Raw genomic sequence first — 20,933 nt, 5'->3', positions numbered from 1 at the left:
GTACACCAATCAGGCTCATGCCCCACATCATTCCCGGCATCATGTCGTGCATCATGGATCACCTCATCCGGCCGGCTCCGGCTCTCTCACTCGGCTGGCTCCGGCTCTCTCACTTTCGCTACAATCGATTTCGTCTTTGCCGGCGGTCGTGATTTGCCCGCAGGAGGCAAACGGAACCCTTTGACCAGCCCAAAGATCGCGGGAATCACGATCAGCGTCAGCAGGGTCGACGACATCATGCCGCCGATCATCGGCACCGCGATGCGCTGCATGATCTCGGACCCCGTGCCCGTGCTCCACATGATCGGCAACAGCCCCGCCATGACGGCGACCACCGTCATCATCTTCGGCCGGACGCGCTCAACCGCGCCCTCCATAATGGCCTCGCGTAGATCGGTCTGGCTCAACGCCTCCCCCTCGGCGGCGCGGCGCTGCCTGACTTCCGCGAGCGCTTGATTGAGGTAGATCAGCATCACGACGCCGGTTTCAGCAGCGACGCCAGCGAGCGCAATGAAGCCGACAGCAACGGCGACCGAGAGATTGAACCCCAGCCACCACATCAGCCAGAGCCCGCCGACCAGCGCGAACGGCAGCGACAGCATGACGATCATAGTCTCGGTGATCGACCTGAAATTGAGATAGAGCAGCAGAAAGATGATCAGCAACGTCGCCGGCACGACGATCTTCAGGCGTGCCATTGCACGCTGCAGATATTCGTACTGTCCGCTCCAGACCACGTAGGTCCCCGGCGGAAACTGGATGCTTGCCTGCACCGCATGCTGCGCGTCGGCGACATAGCCGCCGAGATCGCGGTCCCGGATGTCGACATAGACGTAAGTCGCGAGCTGCCCATTCTCGGTCCTGATCGAGGTCGGCCCACGCGCCGGCGTGACGTCGGCGACTTCGCCGAGCGGAACCGCTCCGCCTGCCGGCATCGGCACCAGGATGTCGCTCGCGATGGCTTGCGGATTGTCGCGCAGATCGCGCGGATAGCGCATGTTGACGGTGAAGCGCTGGCGTCCCTCGACGGTCGTGGTCACGCTCTGGCCGCCCAGTGCGGTCGCGATCGTATCCTGCACATCCTGCACCGCAATGCCGTAGCGCGACAGCGCCTCGCGGTTCGGCGTGATCTCGAGATAGTAGCCGCCGAGGCTGCGCTCGGCATAGGCCGACGAGGTGCCGGGAACGGTTTTCAAAACCTGCTCGATTTGTTTGGCGAGCTTGTCGATCCCGGCAAGGTCGGTGCCGATGACCTTGACGCCAACTGGCGTGCGGATACCAGTCGAGAGCATGTCGATGCGCGCCTTGATCGGCATCGTCCAGGCATTCGAGACGCCGGGAAATTGCAGGGCCTTGTCCATCTCGGCGATCAGGCTGTCGATGGTCATCCCTGCCGGCCATTGCTCCTTCGGCTTGAGGTTGATAACGGTCTCGAACATCTCCGGCGGCGCCGGATCCGTTGCCGTCGTTGCACGGCCGGCCTTGCCATAGACCGAGGCGACCTCCGGGAAGCTCTTGATGATCCGGTCCTGGGTCTGCATCAGTTCGGATGCCTTGGTCACGGAGATCCCGGGCAGCGTCGTCGGCATGTAAAGCAGCGTGCCCTCGTTGAGATCAGGCATGAACTCGGTGCCCAGTTGCCGGGCCGGCCAGACCGAGACGGCGAGCGCGCCGAGCGCCAGCAGGATCACCAGCGCCTTGGCGCGCAACACGCCCTGGATCACCGGGCGATAGATCCAGATCAGGAAGCGGTTGACCGGGTTCCTGTGCTCGGGAACGATCCTGCCGCGGACGAAGATCACCATCAGCGCCGGCACCAGCGTGACCGACAACAAGGCCGCCGCCGCCATCGCAAACGTCTTGGTGAAGGCGAGCGGGCTGAACAGCCGCCCTTCCTGCGACTCCAGCGTGAAGATCGGCATGAACGACACGGTGATGACGAGGAGGCTGAAGAACAGCGCCGGGCCGACCTCAGCGGCGGCCTCGATCAGGATCGCGACGCGCGACCGGCCGGGCGCGGCGCGCTCCAGATGCTTGTGCGCGTTCTCGATCATCACGATCGCCGCGTCGATCATCGCCCCGATCGCGATCGCGATGCCGCCGAGACTCATGATGTTGGAGCCGATCCCGAGCAGTTTCATGGCGCCGAACGCCATCAGCACGCCGACCGGCAGCATCAGGATCGCGACCAGCGCGCTGCGGACATGCAGCAGGAACAGGATGCACACCAGCGCGACGATGGCACTCTCCTCGATCAGCGTGCGCTTGAGCGTGTCGATCGCCGCGTAGATCAGGTTCGAGCGGTCATAGACCGGCACGATCTCGACCGACTTCGGCAGACTGGTTGCGATCTCGCTGAACCGCTTCTTGACGTTCTCGATCACCTCGAGCGCATTCATCCCGAAGCGTTGCAGCACGATGCCGCTCGCCACCTCGCCCGCGCCATTCAGTTCGGCGATCCCGCGGCGCTCGTCAGGGCCGAGTTCGACGCGCGCGACGTCGCGCAGCAGCACCGGCGTGCCATTGTCGATCTTGAGCACGATGTTGCCGAGGTCGTTGATGCTCTTCAGATAGCCCTTGCCGCGGATCACATATTCGAACTCGGAGAGCTCGACCGTGCGGCCGCCGACATCGGCGTTGCTGGCGCGGATCGCCTCGCGCATCCGCTGCATGGTGATGCCCCGGTCGCGCATCCGCTGCGGGTCGAGAATGACATTGTACTGCTTGACGAAGCCGCCGACGCTTGCGACCTCGGCGACGCCTTCGGCCTTGGCAAGCGCAAATTTCAGATTCCAGTCCTGGATGGTGCGCGTATCGGCGAGGTTCAACTCCTTGGACATCACGGCATATTGGTAGACCCAGCCGACGCCCGTCGCATCCGGTCCGATCGTCGGGGATACGCCTGCCGGCAGCCGCGACGCCGCACCATTCAGGAACTCGAGCACGCGCGAGCGCGCCCAGTAGATGTCGGTGCCGTCCTCGAAAATGACGTAGACGAAGGACACGCCGAAGAACGAGAAGCCACGAACGACCTTCGATTTCGGGACCGTCAGCATCGCCGTGGCCAAGGGATAGGTAACTTGATCCTCAATCACCTGCGGCGCCTGGCCTGGATATTCGGTGTAGACTATCACCTGCGTATCGGAGAGATCGGGAATCGCGTCGAGCGGCAGATGGACGAGTGCGTAGAGGCCGGCAGCCGCCGCAAAGCCGGTGCCGAACAGCACGAGCAGCAGATTGCGCGCCGACCAGGCGATGACGCGGGCGATCATGGGCGCGTCGCCGTGCTTGGGGCCGCCGCCTCGGTCGATTTCGGACCGCTCGCCTCAGCAAAGCCCTTCAATGCCGCCTTCAGATTGCTCTCGGCATCGATCAGGAAGTTGGCCGAGGTTACGACTCGATCGCCTTCGGTGACGCCTTCGGCGATCTCGACATAGCCTCCGCCGCGCCCGCCGAGCTTGACCCCACGCGGCTCGAAACGCCCGTCTCCCTTGTCGATCAGGACCTCCTGTCGCGTGCCGTCGTCGAGGACGGCGCTCTCCGGGACGGCCAGAACCGGATCCGGCGAGCCGGACTCAATCTCCGCGTCGATGTACATCTCAGGCCGCAGCAATTCGTCCGGATTGGGAAGCTCGACGCGCAGTCGTGCCGTGCGGGTCTGAGCGTTCAGGTGCGGGTAGATAAGCGCCACGGTCCCGGTGAAAATCCTGCCGCCTAGTCCTCGCGGCCTGATCGTCACCTTCGTTCCAACCGAGACCTGACTGAGATCGCGTTCCGCAACGTCGATGACCACCCAGACAAGGCGATGATCGGCGATCCTGAACAGCACGTCGCCGGGGGCCGCCCGCATTCCGTTGACGGCATTCCGCGCGACGATCTCACCGTCGCGCGGCGCGAGCCAGGGAATGGACAGTGAGATATCCCGGGTGCGTTCCAGCTCCTTGATCGCGGGCTCCGGGGTATCCAGGTTCTCCAATCTCCGGCGCGCTCCCTTCAACTCCTTTCCGGTTGCGCCAGCGTTGATGGCGGAAAGATACTCGGCGGCAGCACTGGAAAGTGCCGGGCTGTACACGTTCATGAGCACCTGCCCTTTGTGAACGTGATCCCCGGTCGTGACATTGGCGACGCTTTCGACAAATCCCTCAAAGCGCAGTGCAACGACTGACACCCGCCGCTCGTCCTCCTGGACGGTGCCCGGAGCACGGATGATCGAAGTGATGGGTCGCCGCACCACCGGCTCGGACTTCGCGCCGGTGCGCTGTATTTTGCCCGGTGAGAGCTTCACGGCTCCATCGTCGCTGTCCTCGCCCTCGTAGACCGGAATGTAGTCCATCCCCATCGAGTCCTTCTTTGGCACCGGCGAGGTGTCCGGCAGCCCCATGGGGTTGCGGTAGTATTTGATCTTGCGCTCGGCCTTGGCATCCGCCGGCGCCATGTCCGCGGATTGCTCGGGGTCCTCGAAGCTGATGTCGGCACCCGCCGGCACCGGGCGATAATCCCGCCCGTCGGACGTCGTCTTCGGCGTCAGCGAGTAGAACGGCTTGCCGTCGGGGTCGCGGTAATAAATCGGTGCGCTGGCCTCCGCCGCATGCGCGGTGGGCGCAATGGCAGTGGCCATCGGTCGCGGCGGCAGGCCGCGACCGATGAATGCAACGCCTGCCGCTGCGGCGATCGCAGCGGCAGCGCCGGCCAAGACGAGGCGGCTCATTTCTGGGCCGTAACGACGAGCTTGTTGTCGACCGATCTGGACTCGCCCTGCACCTTCGCGCCGAGCGACAACTGCCAGCGTCCGGCCATGCTGAAGGTGGCCTTGAACCGGTACGTGCCGGACTCGGTCCCTGGCATCGGCGTCACCTTGGTGACCATTTCCTGCATGCCGTCGGGCGCCATGTCGAGCCGTGTCGCGAAGATGACCGCGTCGGGGACGGATTTTCCGGTCGCCTTGTCGACCAGCCGCACCGTGACGATGCGATCGGCTCCGACCTGAACGGTCGGCTGCACCAGCTGGAATTCGTAGTTCTTGATCTCGGCACGAGCGGGCAGCGCAACGCCCGTGATGGCAATGCCGATCAGCGCGGCCACGGTGGCCCGCGCCAGCTTGGAAGTCTTCATGGTTATGATCCTCGATACGTCTGGTTCACCGCGCGAGCGGCAGAAAGCGGCGCGCGCCATCGGCGCGCGCGTCAGCGATCAGGCGCGTGCGCGCCCCTCAGACGTTGGTTCGAGGTGGATGGTCGGGAGGCTTGGCGCGGAAGCCGTCCAGCAAACGATCGTCATGCGCCATGAACCGGCTTCGCTGCGGATCACGCACGATCAGTGACGCCGTCCCGTCAGGGACCGGCAGCGAGATGCTCAGCATGCAAAGCGCGAGGAACGGACAACCGTCGCAGGTCTGCTGCTTGGTCTGGTCCGGACAGCACGGCATTTCGTCGGCCATGGCGTGATCGTCCGATGCCGTCGGCATGGCGGCTGCAAAGGCAGTCGGCATCGTCGTGGCAAACGCTGGCGCCACGGGCGCGAGCAGCAGCCCGGCCGCGACAAGAACCAGAATCCAGAGATTGGCGAACCGCCCAAAATGCATGCCCGCTTGTCGCATGACTCGGCGCAACCTGCAAATCCGCCCCACATCACGATCGCGCCAGCTCCGGCCGACCGACGGATGTAGTCACCCCCTGTCGGGGCTGATCACTGATTTGCCCGACGGCGCAAGGCCTCGCAGCGAAAATATTTCTGTTTTCCGGAAATGCAACTCAGTGTATGAATAACCCGTCTCACCCGCCTGAGGGGCGCTTCGCGATCGTCACGAGTGTTGGGTGGAGATGCGGTGGACGCCGCTGTCACGGCTGACGAGCGTGGCAGATAGCGGACGGTGAAGTCGTGCAGGCCTGACGCCCTAGTGGCAGGTGTCTCCTTGCAAAGCGCGAAGCGCTTTTGCAAAGACGGTGACAACAAAGCCCAGTCTCGCCGGGGCGAGCACGTATAAGCCGTAAAGCCATCGCGCAGGGAAAGCCGGGATTGCTCCGGTTTCACCTGTGGTCCTACCTCCCGTGCTTTCCATTTGCACGGGACCCATGGGTGCGATCGGCACCCGGCTTTCCCTGCGCCCTCTGATCCTCAGAGTGGCGAAGACGGCAGAAAACCTCGGGCGCATCGCGCCGCGAGAATGCGAATGTATGACTCGCGATCTCTCAACACCCTCAACGTCGTCCGGGCGAAGGCCGGGACCCACAACCACCAATGTTGATTATCGCGCGATGCTGGAACGACGAGTCCCGTTCACAACACAAGCCGCGGCGTATGGGTCCCGGCCTCCGCCCGGACGACGCAGCCATGTCCATATCACGGCAGGCGATGCAATCCACGTTGCTACACCTCTCACTTCACCAGCGCCTCGACCTCCTTGCGGAACGCCTCGCGCGCGCCGTCGCGGAAGTAGAACATGTGGCCGCCCGGATAGACCACGAGCTTGGTGCGGTCTCCCCCCGCGAAGGCCGGCAACTGGTCGAGGATAATTCGCGATGCGAAATACGGCGTGGCGAGATCGAACAGGCCGTGGCCGATCAGGAGCTTCAGCTTCGGGTCGAGCGCCAGCGCCTGGCGAAGCTGTGTCACCGACTCGGGCGGACTGACGCCGTGACCGAAATCCCAGGCCTTGTTCACGCTCCCGCTGAGCAGATGATAGGAGCCGTCCGGCCGCCAGTTCAGCTTGCGCGTGGTGAGGTCGACGGCCGCGCTGGTCAGCGGCGCCATCAGGGGATCGCTCGACGGGTCGTGGAAATGGAAGTTGCTGGAGTCTGGATAGGGATCGAAGCCTTCGACCGAAGCGTCGTAGCGGCCCGTCACCTTGCCGTTCTTGCGGTCGAACTCGCGACGGAACTCACCGATATCGAAACGGCCGGCGAGCCTGCGGCTCACCGCCTGATCGATGCCGGTGAGGCTCGCAACCCTGTCTGCAAGGCGCGTCGTGGCGTCGGTGTCGGCTTGGCCCTTGACGAGGTCGATCAGGAAATCGCTGCGCGCGTAGCGCTCGACGTCGGCGAGATCGTCGCGCGTCACCGGCCCCTTGGCCTGTCGCGCAACCGCCGCCATGGTCGGCAGGCTCGCCACGTACTGCAAAATGCTCGAGCCGGAATACTCCCGGAAATCGAGCACGGGCGAGATCAGGATCAGGCCGCGCACGCCGACGCCCTGCTGCATTTGCAGATTGTGCACAACCTTGGGCCCGCGAATGCCGCCATAGCTTTCGCCGACGACGTATTTCGGCGACAGCAGCCGGTTGTGCTTCTCCAGCCAGCGGCGGATCACCAGCGCGATCGCGTTGGCGTCGCCATCGACGGAGAAGAAGCGTTTGTGCGCGTCCTGCGACGTTGTGACGAAGCGGCTGTAACCGGTGCCGACGGGATCGATGAAGACGAGATCGGTGAACTCGAGCCAGGTGTCGGCATTCGGAATCAGATCGGGCGACGCCGACGACGCCATGCCATCGCCGTCGAACGAGAGGCGCCACGGTCCGACGTTGCCGAATTGCAGCCAGGCCGACGCAGCGCCTGGACCGCCGTTGAACAAGAACGTCACCGGCCGGCTCGCCCTGTCGGCGCCGTCGAGCTGGTAGGAGGTGTAGGCGATGTCGGCCAGCGGCTCGCCCTTGTCGTCAAACACGCGAATCGAGCCGGCGGTCGCGGTGAAGGCGAGTGTACGGCCGGGCAGCACGACCGACTGCTTGGTGGTCGAGTCCGGCGGCAGGCGATGCTGTTCGGCAGTGGATGCGTTGGTGGAGGCGTTGGCATTGGGACCAGCCTCGCCGCGCCCTGCCCGTCCCTTCTGGCCGGTCGGCGCCTGCGCGCTCGGCGATGGCTGCGGCTGCGGCGCCTCATCCTCGGCGCGCGCCGCGGTCAGAAGGCAGGCTGCGAGCAGCGCCGCTGCGAGCCGTGTCGCAAAACTGTTAGCCATACCGCGCACTCCCTGCGCCCATATTTACCGATAGCAAAGCGTTTTCAAGCGAAGTGGACGCCGGTTCGCGTGCAGAAAACGCGTCAAAATCAGAGTCCAGAGCCCGGTTCATCAGAACCGGGCGCCAGGGCCGCAAGCCGCGACAGCCTGGCGGCATCAGCAAGGCGCGGCACCACCATCACAGGACCATCTCGACAAGGCCGCCCGGGATGTATAGACGAGCCCGGCGTGTTCCGTGGCAAACGAGTTCGTGAGCGATGAAAAGCTCCAAGCGGTATGACAAGATCGCCTTCGTCGCCAGCGCGAGCGCGGAAGCGCAGTCCGCGCTCGAGCAGCTCACCGCAATGTACGGCAACCGCCCGATCGACGACGCCGACGTCGTGGTCGCGCTCGGCGGTGACGGCTTGATGTTGCAGACGCTGCACGCCCATATGCGGACCGGCAAGCCGATCTACGGCATGCATCGCGGCACGGTCGGCTTCCTGATGAACGAATACTCGACGCACGACCTGCGCGAACGGCTGGCGGCGGCGCGGGAGTCGCTGATCAATCCGCTGCTGATGCGCGCGACCGACATCCACGGCGCCGTGCACCTGCATCACGCCATCAACGAGGTCGCGCTGTTCCGCCAGACCTACCAGGTGGCGAAACTGCGCATCCTGATCGACGAGCATGAACGGATGCCGGAGCTGATGGCTGACGGCATCCTGGTGGCGACGCCGGCCGGTTCAACCGCTTACAACCTCTCCGCCCAGGGGCCGATCCTGCCGATCAACGCGGCGCTGCTCGCGCTGACGCCGATCAGTGCGTTCCGGCCACGGCGCTGGCGCGGCGCGCTGCTGCCGAACTCCGCCTTCGTGGTGATCGAGGTGATCGAGGGCGAGAAGCGGCCGGTCGCCGCGGTCGCCGACCATGACGAGGTCCGCGACGTGCGCCGCGTCGAGGTGCTCTCCGACAAGACGTTCGCGATGCGGATGCTGTTCGACCCCGGCCACTCGCTGGAGGAGCGGATCCTGCGCGAGCAGTTCGGCTATTGAGAGCGGCGCCCCTCCCCGGCAACCAATCATTAACCGCAGCCGGGATATGGTTAATTTCGGGTAATACCGCGCCTGTCCGGTATGCCCGCTCGGGGCCGGACCATGTATCGCATCGACTTCAACAAGCTGCGATTTCTGATTTGCGACGACAATCCGCACATGCGCCGCATCCTGCGGACGCTGCTGCATTCGTTCGGCGCGCGCGAGGTCTACGAGGCCGAGGACGGCGCCACCGCGCTCGAAATGTACACCCATTACGTGCCCGACATCGTCATCACCGACTGGTCGATGCCGATCTTCGACGGGCTCGAGCTCGCGCAGATGATCCGGCAGCCGGAATCCAAGGGTAACCCGTACGCGCCGATCATCATGCTGACCGGACATTCCGAAAAGCGCCGCGTCACCGTGGCGCGCGACGCCGGTGTCACCGAATTCCTGGCCAAGCCGATCTCGGCCAAGGGCCTCTACCAGCGGATCATGAACGTGGTCGCCAATCCGCGTCCGTTCATCAAGACCAAGACCTATTTCGGCCCCGACCGCCGCCGCAACACCACCAACACCTATATCGGCCCCGAGCGTCGCGGCAGCGGCGAGGTGGAAGTGATGCAGCAGCCGTCGCTGCTCGAGAAGGCGCGCTCGAGCATATAGCCGGTCAAGGACACCGCCATGGCAAAGGACAAACCCGGGACGATCGAGGTCAAGAGCTTCGGCACCCACCATGTGATCACGCAGCCCAACCCGCTGCGCAAGGTGCTGTTGCGCGTGCCCGAGAGCGATCTCGACGATCCGGTCGGGCGCGCGGAGAAGGCGCTGGCCGGCCTCTCCAGCGAGTTCAAGACCTGGATGACGGTCGAGGCCGACCGCCTCTCCGCCGCATATGACGCGGTGAAGCGCGAGGGCTTCAACGACCGCACCCGCGAGGAGCTGTTCCGCGCCGCGCACGACATCAAGGGCGACGCCGCGACGTTCGGCTATCCGTCGGCGGCCGCGGCGGCCGAAAGCCTGTGCCGCATCATCGAGCACGCGCCGGATCTCGATGCGGTGCCGCCGCAGCTGATCGCCCACCACATCAATGCCGTGCAGGCGATCGTGCGCGAGCGCACCAAGCTCGACACCGCTGTTGTGGCCGGCGTGCTGAGCAAGCAGCTGCGCGGCATTGCCGACGAATTCCTGACCCACGCCAACCGCGACCGGCCGGAGCATCTCGAGGCGATCCTCGCACCGAGCATCGCGCCGAACGAATAGCGGCAAGCCGTCAGCCGCCGCTGACGCGGCGGTTGTCCGAACTTCAACTCTTCTTAAGGACGCGGTCTGGACTAGGCCGCGATGAGGTCGTCGTCGTAGGGCAGCGGCGCGATCGCGTCTTCCGCGACGAGCTCTTCGCAGAACATGCGGGCATCTTCCCGCGCCGATTCCGTCGCGAAGCGGCGTAACAGGATCAACAGCGGTTCGGCCGCGGAGTGGTTGGTCTCGCAATGGGTCAGCACGCGTTCCACCATGCGGCGATGCAGCCGCGCGGCGCCGTCCCCGGTATCGACATAGCCGATCTCGTGGCTGGCCTCGAGCGCGACGCGGAACGCCGCGAAGGTGGACTCCGGCAGGCCGGCGCGGATCAGGAGCGCCTGCAGGCCGTTGCCGCCGCGATCGTTGAGCAGCGCCGAGACGCGGCCATAGGGCAGCCCTGACAGTTCGGAGAGCGCGGCACCGAACAGGTCGAGATTGCCCGACAGCAGCGCACGCAGGATCAGTCCGGCGGTGAGCTGGCCGGTGGCGCGCAGATGGGTGATCAGGCCGCGCATGTCCTCGCCGAAGGAGCGCGCCGCGATGTTCACCGTGGAGCGTTCGCGCGCTTCATCGGCGATCCGCCCTGCCCGGTCGGCGCCGAGCCAGTTCCGTGCGACCACGAATTGCGTCAGCGTGTCCGACAGCTTGGCGACCAGCGCCAGCCGCGTCGCGGACGGCAGGTCCTCCAGCTGCAGCATCGATTCCCTGATGGCCGCGAGATGGCCGTGGCGCTCGACGATGCGGTCCCAGGAGAACGGCGCAAGCTCGGCGTAGGGATTCTCGATGAGCTCGAGCGCCGCCGCCGCCGAGCCGACCTCGGCGATCGCCGCGGAAACCGAGGGCGGCAGGTTGATGCGGCGCGCGATCGCGCACTGCATCTCGTCGCTCCCGGTCGCGACGATGTCGACGAGATCGGCGTCGATCAGAAGCGGAGAATGTTCCAGCACTGGCAGCGCGATCGAGGGCTGGTCGACCGACAAGGCCTGCACGATCGCTGCCGGCGCCTCCGTGCTGCGCGCGAACACCTCGGCCATCGCCTGGCGCACCAGCGGCGACGGGTCGTCGAGCAGCATCAGCAGCGCGCCTTCGGCCGCCGTGCGATCGTCGTCGCTGAGATCCGAAATGAGCCAGGCCCGCGCCAGCGCTCGGGTCGCTTCCGCCCGCTCGCCTGCCGGAGCGGTCCTAATCCAACTAATAAACTGCCGAACGATCATGGTCCTGCCGGCTTACGCGACGAAACGGCATCAGTATGCGACGCCACTACAAGGAAAAATAAACCACGACGCTTAACAAAGCGTTCACCATAAACATTTGGGATCATTGACGTTTCGTTAAGATGACGGCGATGCCCGGAAGGCTCGCACTGCGCCGCGGCAAGCGGCTAGCCGCTGCTGTAGGTGCCGTTGGGATCGCTGAACAGATCGAGCCGGCCGCGGGCGCGAACCGTTGGCGTCGCCGCCGCGGTCAATGACGACGAACTGCCCCACAATTCCTGCACCGCCGGCGAGATCGGCTGCGTGCGGTCGCCGCCCTGGTACAGCGAGCGGAATACCGGCGACTGCTGCGCGGACGCCGCGGTCTGCGACGTCGCCCCCACCGCCGCGACCGCGCGGGCGTCGGGGAAGGTCGAGAGATAGGCCGCCGTGTCCATGGTCAGCGCAGACGTCGGCGCTGAGCTGGCGACTGCGTAGGGACTCATCGTGCCGCCGCCCGCCGCGGCAAAGGCCGTGCGGGTATCCTTCGAATTCGCAGCGGCGGCATAGCGCGTGGTGAGGACCGAATAGACCTGCGAGACGCTACGCGCGTTGCCCGACCTGTCGTAGAAAATCGACTGGTTGGCGGCGGCGGCCATCGGGAACATCGCCGCGGCATTGGCGGCCGGGCTGTCCTCTGCGGCGGAGATCAGCTTGCCGGCGCCGCCGACCCCCATGAAGTGCGCCATGTACAGCTCGGCGTCGGTCGGACGCCGGCCGAGCTTGCCGGTGAGCTTGAAGCTGTTGGATTGGGTCAGCACCGCTGCCATCGATGACGCCGCATCGGGATTATCCCGCAACTTCATGATTGCGTTGCGCGCGGAGGGATCGCCGACCGAATAGCTGCCGTCGGAATTCCTGGTGATGGCGTCGGCGTATTTACCGTAACCGAGCTGGCTTCCCGCCTCCTTGACGGTGCCGAGCCAGGTCTGGTCAATGAATTGATAGAGCCCGTGCGCTGACGAAGTCGAGGCGCCGGCCTGCGGATCGAAATTGGACTCCATTTTTGCGGTCGTGAGCAGGTATTCGAAGCTCACGCCGGTGGTCGAGGCCGCCTGCTTGATCGAGCTTGCGATCTGCAGGCGTGAGGGATCGACACCTGCCGCAGCCGGGGCAATGAATGTGTCGACCGCCATCTGTCCGGTGCCTTGCCGGGCGCCGGCAATCGGCACCCATGTCCCGTCAGCTTGCCGCAATTATGGTTAACGGCGAGTTAAACTGCTCGGCCGGCGGGAGGACGGAGCGGACGCCGCTACTCGCGATAGACCTGTGCCGGATCGAACAGCCGCTCGGCATCGACGAAGGATAGGCTGACATCGTCCCCCTCGCCCTTGACCTTGCGATAGAAGCACGAGCGCCGTCCGGTGTGGCAGGCCGCGCCGATCTGCTCGACCTTGATCCACACCGCGTCCTGATCGCAGTCCATCCGCATCTCGACCACGCGCTGCGTGTGGCCTGAGCTTTCCCCCTTGCGCCACAGCGCGTTGCGCGAGCGGCTGAAGTACCAGGCTTCGCCGGTCGCGATGGTCTTGCGCAGGGCTTCGTCGTTCATGTGCGCGACCATCAGCACGTCACCGGTCGCGACATCGGTCGCGACGCAGGTCACGAGACCTGCCGCGTCGAATTTGGGCTGAAAGCCGAGCCCTTCCTCGCGGTCGTGATCGTGGGTCGATGCGGACACGGCAAACCTCGCAATTGAAACGCGAGGTTACCGGGTCGGTCCTCGCACCAGGGACAGGAAACGTTGCTGCTCCGCCGGATTGTCGCGGAACATGCCGGTGAAGCGGCTGGTAAAGGTCGATGCACCGTGCTTGGCGACGCCGCGCACCGACATGCAGGTATGCTCCGCCTCGATCAGCACCGCAACGCCGCGGGGCTTCAGGATCTCGTCGATCGCAGCCGCGATCTGCGCCGTGAGATGCTCCTGGGTCTGCAGCCGACGCGCGAAGATGTCGGTCAGCCGTGCCAGCTTGGACAAGCCCACGACCCGCTCCACCGGAGTGTAGGCGATATGCGCCCTGCCGTAGAACGGCATCATGTGATGCTCGCACTGCGAGGTGAACTCGATGTCGCGGACCAGCACGAAATCATCGTAGCCGGCGGTCTCGCCAAAGGTGCGGTTCAGCACTTCGGCCGGGCACTGATGATAGCCCTGATAGAGCTCGTCATAGGCCTCGACCACGCGCCGCGGCGTGTCGAGCAGGCCCTCCCGGTCCGGATCCTCGCCGATATAGCTGAGCAGTGTCTTCACGGCGAGTTCGGCCTCGGCCCGCGATGGGCGCGGCTGGTCTGCCCGGACGGCCGCAGCCAGGAACTCTGAAGGGTCCAGCTCGGTGGTCTTGACGTCGGTCGGCTTGTTTGGGCGGATCGATTTGATTAAGGCGTCCATGTCTTCTCCGTTCGACCGGCCCAGGCATTTACCCTTGGGCCGGATGTGTCACCGGGCAGACGGGGCGGATCTTCGACCCGCCGGGCGCCTGAGTCCCATCTTCTCTCGCACCGCGGCGGCGGAGGTGGGCCGCAGCGGCCGCATGGCCGGACTGACTATATTTCCGCAAATGCCGTTCATATATAGGACGGTGAAACCCAGCCGCCAAGAGCGCCCGGCAATGCCGGAACCAGGCACCTGCCCTCATGCTGAACGACATTTACAATAAGCGGATCATCGAGTTGGCTGGCAATATTCCGCGCCTCGGCAGACTGGCCGACCCGGACGCCAGCGCCACCGCCCACTCGAAACTGTGCGGTTCGACCGTAAAGGTCGATCTCAAGATGGACGGTCCCGTGGTGACGGACTTTGCCCATGACGTGAAGGCCTGCGCGCTCGGCCAGGCCTCGTCCTCGATCATGGCAAGCCATGTCGTCGGCTCGACCGCGGACGAGCTGCGCGAGTTGCGCGAGACTGTTCGCAAGATGTTGAAGGAGAATGGCAAGCCTCCGGAGGGAGGCAAATGGGCCGACATCGCGCTGCTCGAACCGGTGCGCGACTACAAGGCCCGCCACGCCTCGACCATGCTGACCTTCGATGCCGTGGTCGATGCAATCGGCCAGATCGAGGCCAAGGCGAGGCAGCTGGCGTAGGCACCCGGTCGGGCCTCGTGCTTCGAGACGCCGCTTCGCGGCTCCTCATCATGAGGATTTGGCAGTCGTCCCTGGACGAAAGTGCGCTCCCGCACGCCCCTTTCGCTCCTCATTCTGAGGAGCGCTACGCGTGCGTCTCGAAGGATGAGGCCGTTTCAGAAAGACGCACCCGCCTACTGCGTGGGCTGAACCGGCGCGGGAGCCGCGGTGCTACCGGTCGGCACCGCCGCCTCGGCGGTCTTGGTCGCCTTCGCGGCTTGCGGCTGTGCCTCACCCTCCATGGCGCTGCTTACGAAGCGATCGGTGTTCTTGGGCTTGGCTTCGGCGACCGGGACAGCATCGTCCTGCCGCGGCAGCACGTCGGCAACCGTATCGGTCGTAACCAGATTGGTCAGACGCAATTCCGCCGGCGACAATTCGTGGAGTTCCTCCCACGGCGGCACGCTGAGCGCCAGCGACAGCAGTTCGCCCGCCCCACCCATGTCGAAGGTGTATTTGGCGAGACGGCCAAGGTCGCGCTCGACGATCATCAGGTCCTGCGCCGTGTAGCTTGCGGCCTTGGCATCATCGGCCCGGTCGCCCATCCAGATCTGGTGGACGCGGACATGGGCGGCCGGCGGGACATAACGCGTCTTGCCGGACAGCAGCAGGAACACGCACATCGACTCGCAATAGGCGTCCGGCAGCACGCTGGCGCGGTTGCCCTGCCCTGTCTTGCTGATGACGCTGGTGCCGACCGTTGTCAGCGCACCCAGGTTGCGGAAGCGGCGACCAAGCGCGATCGCGTCGTTGACCGAACCGCCGCTGGAGTCGAGCACGATCGTGGCACCATTGAGCTGGCGCCCGCGGGCAAACGCATCAAAATCCTTCGGGCTGTCGGCCGTGATGATGCCGACCGCGGATACCCAGCCCCTGCAATTCGGCTGGCACGCGATCCAGCTGAACTTCATCGGCAGCTTGCGCTCTTCGAGGGTCGAACTCGCATGCGCCGATTCGGCCAGCATGGTGACGGTGCCGGAAACGGCGATGCCAAGACTGACAACGCCGACAAGCGCCCAGCCGCGCAATGAAAGCGACTTCACGAATCTCAATTTGGTTCCTTCCCCCGTACCCCTGGTGCGAGCGGTGGCAACGGCCCCATATCGACGCCCCATGATTCCGTCATCGGAGCGTTATCGAAACGGTATCCTTGCTGCTCCTGAGCGTCCATAGGAGCGCTGCAGCAGTGCCTTTCGCGCAGTGCGATAATTGCGAACTGTGGCGTAAATATCTGCAACAACGTAGTTCCTTGGCTTGGAACCCCCGCAAGACTACGTACATAGTCCAGTGATGCCGTCGACAGACCATCCAACGTCACACCCTGAGCGATGCATAGCGTGTGCCAACAACATGCGCCGTTTGCCGCGCAATCTTGGCCGCGCGCTGATCTGGATCTACCGGCACACGCTGTCGCCGCTCGTCGGCTACAACTGCCGGCATCTGCCGACCTGCTCGGTCTATGGCGACGAGGCGATCGAGCGCTTCGGACTGTGGGCCGGCGGCTGGATGACGCTGGCGCGGCTGTTGCGCTGCCAGCCGTGGGGCACCTCAGGAATCGATAACGTGCCGCTCGCGGCGCCGCCCGGTGCGCGCTGGTACCTGCCCTGGCGCTACGGACGCTGGCGCGGCGTCAACAACAATTGACGGGTTGCTGCAGCGCGTTCAATCGCGGAACGCATTGCCGGCCCATGGAACTGCCGCAGAGTTGCCGCATTGTCTCTTCGCCCCCTTGGGGAGGAAACAACAATGCGCTGGAAAATCAGCCACAACGGTCATGATCCTCGGCAGATCGATTTGCTGGCCGTCCTCGCCTTGCTCGTTCTGATCGGTGCCGCCTACGGCTACTTCACCCACAAGCCTCACACCCAGAATACGACGGCGTTCATTGTGCCAAGCCAGAGCGTGAGGTGGTGACGCACCGAGTGCCTGCACGAAGATCACGCTCAATCAACGCGTTAAAGTGCGATGATGAGACGCTGATTGATTCCGATCGGATTGCGCTTTAGCGCCAGAACCAGAAAAAATCCTGCGGCGGTGGCAGCGGCGCCACTGGCCGCGGTGTGTGCGGCCGCGGCTTTGGCGGCGGCAGCTCTTCGACCGGCGGCGTCGCCTCCGCCGTGCCGCCCGTGCCGTCATCGGGCAGTTTCACCGACAGCAGCAGATTGGACTCGTGCGGGCGCCAACGATAGCCGATGCCGAAATCGATCGGCTGCGCGCGGCTGAACAGCTCCGCATAGGATTCCTGGAAGCGACCGGGAAACTTCTCGATCGGACCGAGATAGCGGCCGAACGGGAAGAAGCGCCACCGCTTCGGATTGTAATAGGCGAGCGGGATTCCGGAATCGTCCTGGATGATTGTCGCGCTGTTGGCCAGGATGAAGTTGCGCACCGTGGAGAAATTGCCGGCGTACATCAGGTACGACGCGCTCTTGATCAGGCTGTTGCCGGGCGCGAATGTCGCGCAGAATTTCAGGAAACCGCTCGCCTTCACACCCGAATTGGAGAGATCGGTCGAGAAATAATACAGCGTCTTCTGGATACCGTCCGAGCCCGCAAAGGTGATCCGAACGCCATGCACGACGTTCCGCGCCGGCCCAGCGGGGCCCACGCTGAGCGTCCCGGCTTCGTCGATCGTGACCGGCTTGACGTCGCGGATCGTCTTGCCCGAGCGCGCGAGGAACACATAGAGGATCGGCAAGGTGCCGCCGAGCTCACCGGCGTGCAAGTCGGTCTTCATCTGCTTGGTGATGAAGAAAGAGAAGCTCAGGACCGATCCGAGCGAGCGCTCGACATTGTAGAGCGCCGTACCGACTCCGCCCGGCAGCCGGGTCAGGTCGGGCACCGCGCCGGGCGGCTCCAGCGCACTCAGCACATAGGTCGTCGCCTTGGCGTAGAACGCGTTGGCATAGAGGAAGTCCGGGCCCGAGAACATGTAGAACATGGTCGGCTTCGGCGCGGCGAGGTTGACGTCCGACCATGCGCGGATCTTCGACAATTGCCGCTGTTCGAGCTGTGCAAACGCCCCATCGAAGAACTTGGCGTGGCGCTGCCACGCGGGATCCCTGGTCAGCGGCATCAATGGCGAACCGGCCGACGGCTGCATGCCGGCGAGGAAGCGCGCGGTATCGTCCGCCGTCACGTCCGCGGCACGCACCGAAGGCGCAACGAGCAGCAAGGCCGCAGCCAGCGTCAACAGCCTCACGGAGAACAGCATTTTCATTCGCGGCCCGAGCGCTCGGTCGCGGGACGATCGGCCCGCTTGCGGAAGATCGCGTAGATCAAAAGGCCCGAAATCATGATCAAGATACCAAGTGCCGACTGCAGCGGGCGCTGCGTCAGCAGATAATACATCATGAAGCCGGTCACGAGCAGGAAAACCAGCGGCGTGATCGGGTATCCCCAGGCCCGGTAGGGACGCGGCAGTTCGGGGTGCGTGATGCGCAGCTTGATTACACCGGCGACTGCGAAGAACGAGCAGAACAGAAGCGCGAACTGGATGAAGTCGAGCACCGCCTCGAAGCTGCGCGTCAGCAGCATCAGGCTCGCCACGGCAAGTTGGAACAGGATGGCATAGGCCGGCGCGCCGCGGCTCGACCGGCGCGCGAACACCCGCAGCGCCGGGATGTCCTCCCCCATCGTCATCGTCACGCGCGGGCCGATCCACATCATCGCGCTGATCGAAGAGATCAGCCCGACGCAGATCATCGCGCCGACGACGCGGCCGCCGATCTCGCCGAAGATGTAGCTGCCGGAGATGCGGGCGACGTCGAGCTGGCCGCCGAGCTTGCCGATCGGCGCAGTGTGCAGAAACACCGCGTTGAGCGCGACATAGAGCACCAGCACGATCAGCGTACCTGACAACATCGCGCGCGGCAGGTTGCGCTCCGGGAACCGCATCTCGCCGATGATGTAGGTCGCAGCGTTCCAGCCCGAGAAGGAGTACATCACGAACACCAGGCTGATGGCGAACGGCGCGCTCAGCACATAGGCTGGATCGGCCGACGACGGCGCAAACGACACCGGTTGCGGTGTTGCGATCACGAAGCCAGTGACCAGGAAGGCCGTGATCAGCACCACTTTGAGAACGGTCGCGATCAGCTGGAACGTCGAGGAATGCTTCACCCCGGTAAGTTGCACGATCGACACCAGCCACACCACGCCGATGGCAAGCGCCAACGGCGGCGCGTCCGGCAGGATCGCGCGGCCATACTCCCCGAACGCCATCGCCGCCAGCGCAACCGGCGCGGCAAAGCCGACGGTCGCCGATACCCAGCCGGCGAGAAAACCGAACGCCGGGTGATAGGTGCGGCCCAGGAAATTGTATTCGCCGCTCGAGCGCGGGAACATGGCGCCGAGCTCGCCATAGGAAAACACGCCGCAAAGCGCGACGATGCCGCCGACGGTCCACAACAGGAGGATCGAGAAACCGGACGGGATGTCCTTGACCTGGAAGCCGAGGCTGGTGAACACGCCGACGCCCACCATGTCGGCCACGACGATTGCGGTCGCCGTCAGAACCGAAACGGTCGACCCAGTGCCGGGACGCGGGCCGCGCAGTGCCGCGCTTCCCGTGGGTAATGCCGCCATCTCGACCGTACCTTCAAGCCGCCGCCCGCCTGAGCGCCGCCATGCTGCAGGTTCGCGCCATGCAATTCAAGCAGCGTTAACAATGGCTTAAACTCAAAACGGTACTTTAGCACCCTTAGATCAAACTTGCCATGACCGGGCAACTGCCGGAATCCGAAAGCGGAAGGCCTCCCACAATCAAGACACGATTGGATGGTCTCATCACGGCTTCCGGATGTGGGGAAATGCTCCGGGAGCTTAACGGGACCTAAACACCGACAAGCTCAAATACGTCGTTTGCCGGTGGGGTCGGGGCAACGGATGGGATGGTCGGGGCGCAGCCGAGATTCGACAAACGTGATCGTGCGTGCCGGGTGATGCCACCCTGCGCGGTGCGTCACGCGCGGTCGCCCCGCAGCACCCGCATCGCGGCGGCCTTGATCCTCATCCCGTTTGCGCTGCTCCTCACGCAGTGCGGCAAGGCGCCGAACGCCGACATGCTGGCCGCCAACACGCAGGCAACCGGTGACACGTTCGAGGATCGCTTCCCGGCACCCCAGTTCAAGGATCGTTTCCCGACCGAGAAGGAAAGCTTCGTTCCCTACCAGCGGACCGCGGCCGCCGCTCCCGCACCGACCCAGGTTCCGCAGAAACCGGCGCCACCGCCCGTCCGCGTCGCCTCGATCTCGCCGACACTGACGCTGCCGCGTCCGACCGAGCGCGAGAAGCTGACCACGCTGGTCAGCATGAAGTCCTCGGCTTTCCCCTATTTCGGCAACAACCCGCGCACCGACGCGCCGTTCCTCAACGTCGGCAGCGGCGACCGCCGCGGGCACCGCAGCCTCAGCGGCCGCGTCTACTGGCAAAACGAAACCTACAACGACAACCGCGTGCTGGTGCACGTGCCGGAGACCTTCGACGCCAACAAGCCCGGCGTGATCGTGGTGTTCTTCCACGGCAACGGCGCGACGCTGGAGCGCGACGTGCGCGACCGCCAGCTCGTGCCGCAGCAGATCACCGACTCCGGGGCCAACGCGGTGCTCCTTGCGCCACAAATGGCCGTGGATGCCGCCGACTCCAGCGCCGGCAAGTTCTGGCAACCGGGCGGCTTCAAGCGGTTCCTCGACGAGTCCGCGCACCACCTCGCCCGCCTCTACGGCGACCCGAAATCCGAGCAGGTGTTTGCCAACATGCCGGTCGTGATCATCGGCTACAGCGGCGGCTTCCTGCCGACGGCCTGGAGCCTCGAGGTCGGCGGCGCCACCGGTCGCGTCCGCGGCGTGTTGCTGCTCGACGCCGTCTACGGCGAGCTCGACAAGTTTGCATCCTGGATCGAGAAGAACCGCACCGGCTTCTTCATCTCCTCCTATACCCACTACACCAAGCCGCACGACCGCGAGCTGATGTCGATGCTGCGCGACAAGGGCATTCCGGTCAGCGAAAGCATGGAGGGGCCGCTGCGTCCAGGGAGCGTTGTGTTCGTGCAGACCCGCGACGGCATCACCCACCGAAGCTACGTGACGCAGGCCTGGACCGAGTTCCCGATCAAGGAAGTGCTCAGCAAGATGGCCGCGACGCCGGCGCTGACGCGCATGGCGAGCGCCCCGGCATCCGCGAGCCGTTGATGTCGGCGTCCCACGCACCGCGGTCTCGTTCTCCTGGGCGTGAACTTCAAGGCGACCCTGACGCGGATCGCCGACTACAGCGCTTTCGCGCGGCTCCG

Annotated in this window: 19 protein-coding genes; 7 read left to right on the top strand and 12 right to left on the bottom strand. The window is 64.8% G+C overall.

Annotated features, from left to right (window positions below; genetic code table 11):
• Positions 1–86 precede the first annotated feature (86 nt).
• The 5 genes from MTX23_RS14155 to MTX23_RS14135 all read right to left on the bottom strand — a co-directional run bounded on the left by MTX23_RS14155 (position 87) and on the right by MTX23_RS14135 (position 7,950).
• Entirely contained in the window at positions 87–3,272 is a 3,186-nt protein-coding gene (locus MTX23_RS14155) for an efflux RND transporter permease subunit (RefSeq protein ID WP_280977279.1), read from the bottom strand.
• The gene (locus tag MTX23_RS14150) at positions 3,269–4,708 is read right to left on the bottom strand and encodes an efflux RND transporter periplasmic adaptor subunit (RefSeq protein WP_280977278.1); all 1,440 of its coding nucleotides are present in this window, start codon (positions 4,706–4,708) and stop codon (positions 3,269–3,271) included. Before MTX23_RS14150 ends, MTX23_RS14155 begins: the two co-directional genes overlap by 4 nt.
• The gene (locus MTX23_RS14145; protein ID WP_280977277.1) at positions 4,705–5,112 is read right to left on the bottom strand and encodes a FixH family protein; all 408 of its coding nucleotides are present in this window, start codon (positions 5,110–5,112) and stop codon (positions 4,705–4,707) included. Before MTX23_RS14145 ends, MTX23_RS14150 begins: the two co-directional genes overlap by 4 nt.
• 97 nt (positions 5,113–5,209) lie before the next feature.
• Positions 5,210–5,581, bottom strand: a complete 372-nt coding sequence (locus tag MTX23_RS14140) for a hypothetical protein (RefSeq protein ID WP_280977276.1) — start codon at positions 5,579–5,581, stop codon at positions 5,210–5,212.
• Between the two features lie 794 nt (positions 5,582–6,375).
• On the bottom strand, positions 6,376–7,950 hold the full coding sequence (locus MTX23_RS14135; RefSeq protein ID WP_280977275.1) for a peptidase S10: 1,575 nt from the start codon (positions 7,948–7,950) through the stop codon (positions 6,376–6,378).
• A gap of 257 nt (positions 7,951–8,207) precedes the next feature.
• Between MTX23_RS14135 and MTX23_RS14130 the strand changes: the two genes are divergently transcribed.
• From MTX23_RS14130 to MTX23_RS14120, 3 genes are all read left to right on the top strand, one after another.
• A complete protein-coding gene (locus tag MTX23_RS14130; protein WP_280977274.1) occupies positions 8,208–8,987 on the top strand; it encodes an NAD kinase in 780 nt (259 codons plus the stop codon).
• 102 nt (positions 8,988–9,089) lie between these two features.
• Positions 9,090–9,635, top strand: coding sequence for a response regulator (locus tag MTX23_RS14125; RefSeq protein WP_280977273.1), 546 nt, complete (start codon positions 9,090–9,092; stop codon positions 9,633–9,635).
• Positions 9,636–9,653: 18 nt separating this feature from the next.
• On the top strand, positions 9,654–10,232 hold the full coding sequence (locus MTX23_RS14120; RefSeq protein WP_280977272.1) for an Hpt domain-containing protein: 579 nt from the start codon (positions 9,654–9,656) through the stop codon (positions 10,230–10,232).
• Between the two features lie 71 nt (positions 10,233–10,303).
• Here MTX23_RS14120 and MTX23_RS14115 read toward each other — a convergent pair whose 3' ends face one another.
• The 4 genes from MTX23_RS14115 to folE all read right to left on the bottom strand — a co-directional run bounded on the left by MTX23_RS14115 (position 10,304) and on the right by folE (position 13,913).
• Positions 10,304–11,485 (bottom strand): DUF2336 domain-containing protein, encoded by a 1,182-nt coding sequence (locus tag MTX23_RS14115; RefSeq protein ID WP_280977271.1) that lies wholly within the window; start codon positions 11,483–11,485, stop codon positions 10,304–10,306.
• A 167-nt stretch (positions 11,486–11,652) separates the two neighbouring features.
• Positions 11,653–12,660 (bottom strand): transglycosylase SLT domain-containing protein, encoded by a 1,008-nt coding sequence (locus MTX23_RS14110; RefSeq protein ID WP_280977270.1) that lies wholly within the window; start codon positions 12,658–12,660, stop codon positions 11,653–11,655.
• A 116-nt stretch (positions 12,661–12,776) separates the two neighbouring features.
• Entirely contained in the window at positions 12,777–13,205 is a 429-nt protein-coding gene (gene hisI / locus MTX23_RS14105; RefSeq protein WP_280977269.1) for a phosphoribosyl-AMP cyclohydrolase, read from the bottom strand.
• A gap of 27 nt (positions 13,206–13,232) precedes the next feature.
• Positions 13,233–13,913 (bottom strand): GTP cyclohydrolase I FolE, encoded by a 681-nt coding sequence (gene folE / locus MTX23_RS14100; protein ID WP_280977268.1) that lies wholly within the window; start codon positions 13,911–13,913, stop codon positions 13,233–13,235.
• A 245-nt stretch (positions 13,914–14,158) separates the two neighbouring features.
• On the opposite strand from folE, the gene MTX23_RS14095 reads away from it, so the two are divergent.
• A complete protein-coding gene (locus MTX23_RS14095) occupies positions 14,159–14,605 on the top strand; it encodes an iron-sulfur cluster assembly scaffold protein (RefSeq protein ID WP_280977267.1) in 447 nt (148 codons plus the stop codon).
• A gap of 173 nt (positions 14,606–14,778) precedes the next feature.
• On the opposite strand, the gene MTX23_RS14090 is transcribed toward MTX23_RS14095, so the two are convergent.
• The gene (locus tag MTX23_RS14090; RefSeq protein ID WP_280977266.1) at positions 14,779–15,696 is read right to left on the bottom strand and encodes a hypothetical protein; all 918 of its coding nucleotides are present in this window, start codon (positions 15,694–15,696) and stop codon (positions 14,779–14,781) included.
• A gap of 298 nt (positions 15,697–15,994) precedes the next feature.
• Between MTX23_RS14090 and yidD the strand changes: the two genes are divergently transcribed.
• Together yidD and MTX23_RS14080 are read left to right on the top strand one after the other, a co-directional pair.
• Complete coding sequence (yidD, locus tag MTX23_RS14085) at positions 15,995–16,288, top strand: membrane protein insertion efficiency factor YidD (RefSeq protein WP_280977264.1); 294 nt, start codon at positions 15,995–15,997, stop codon at positions 16,286–16,288.
• Positions 16,289–16,390: 102 nt separating this feature from the next.
• Positions 16,391–16,558, top strand: a complete 168-nt coding sequence (locus MTX23_RS14080) for a hypothetical protein (RefSeq protein ID WP_280977263.1) — start codon at positions 16,391–16,393, stop codon at positions 16,556–16,558.
• A gap of 88 nt (positions 16,559–16,646) precedes the next feature.
• Here MTX23_RS14080 and MTX23_RS14075 read toward each other — a convergent pair whose 3' ends face one another.
• Positions 16,647–17,858, bottom strand: a complete 1,212-nt coding sequence (locus MTX23_RS14075) for a hypothetical protein (RefSeq protein ID WP_280978079.1) — start codon at positions 17,856–17,858, stop codon at positions 16,647–16,649.
• A 2-nt stretch (positions 17,859–17,860) separates the two neighbouring features.
• Positions 17,861–19,231 carry an amino acid permease gene (locus tag MTX23_RS14070; protein ID WP_280977261.1) on the bottom strand — a complete coding sequence of 457 codons (1,371 nt, stop codon included), beginning with the start codon at positions 19,229–19,231 and terminating at the stop codon, positions 17,861–17,863.
• A gap of 476 nt (positions 19,232–19,707) precedes the next feature.
• Between MTX23_RS14070 and MTX23_RS14065 the strand changes: the two genes are divergently transcribed.
• Positions 19,708–20,835 (top strand): alpha/beta hydrolase, encoded by a 1,128-nt coding sequence (locus tag MTX23_RS14065; protein ID WP_348637570.1) that lies wholly within the window; start codon positions 19,708–19,710, stop codon positions 20,833–20,835.
• Positions 20,836–20,933 lie beyond the last annotated feature (98 nt).

It is taken from the genome of Bradyrhizobium sp. ISRA436 (assembly GCF_029910015.1).
In the GTDB taxonomy this organism is placed as follows: domain Bacteria; phylum Pseudomonadota; class Alphaproteobacteria; order Rhizobiales; family Xanthobacteraceae; genus Bradyrhizobium.
Note: the sequence above shows the minus strand (reverse complement) of the source record. Positions and strands in the feature narration are given on the sequence as shown.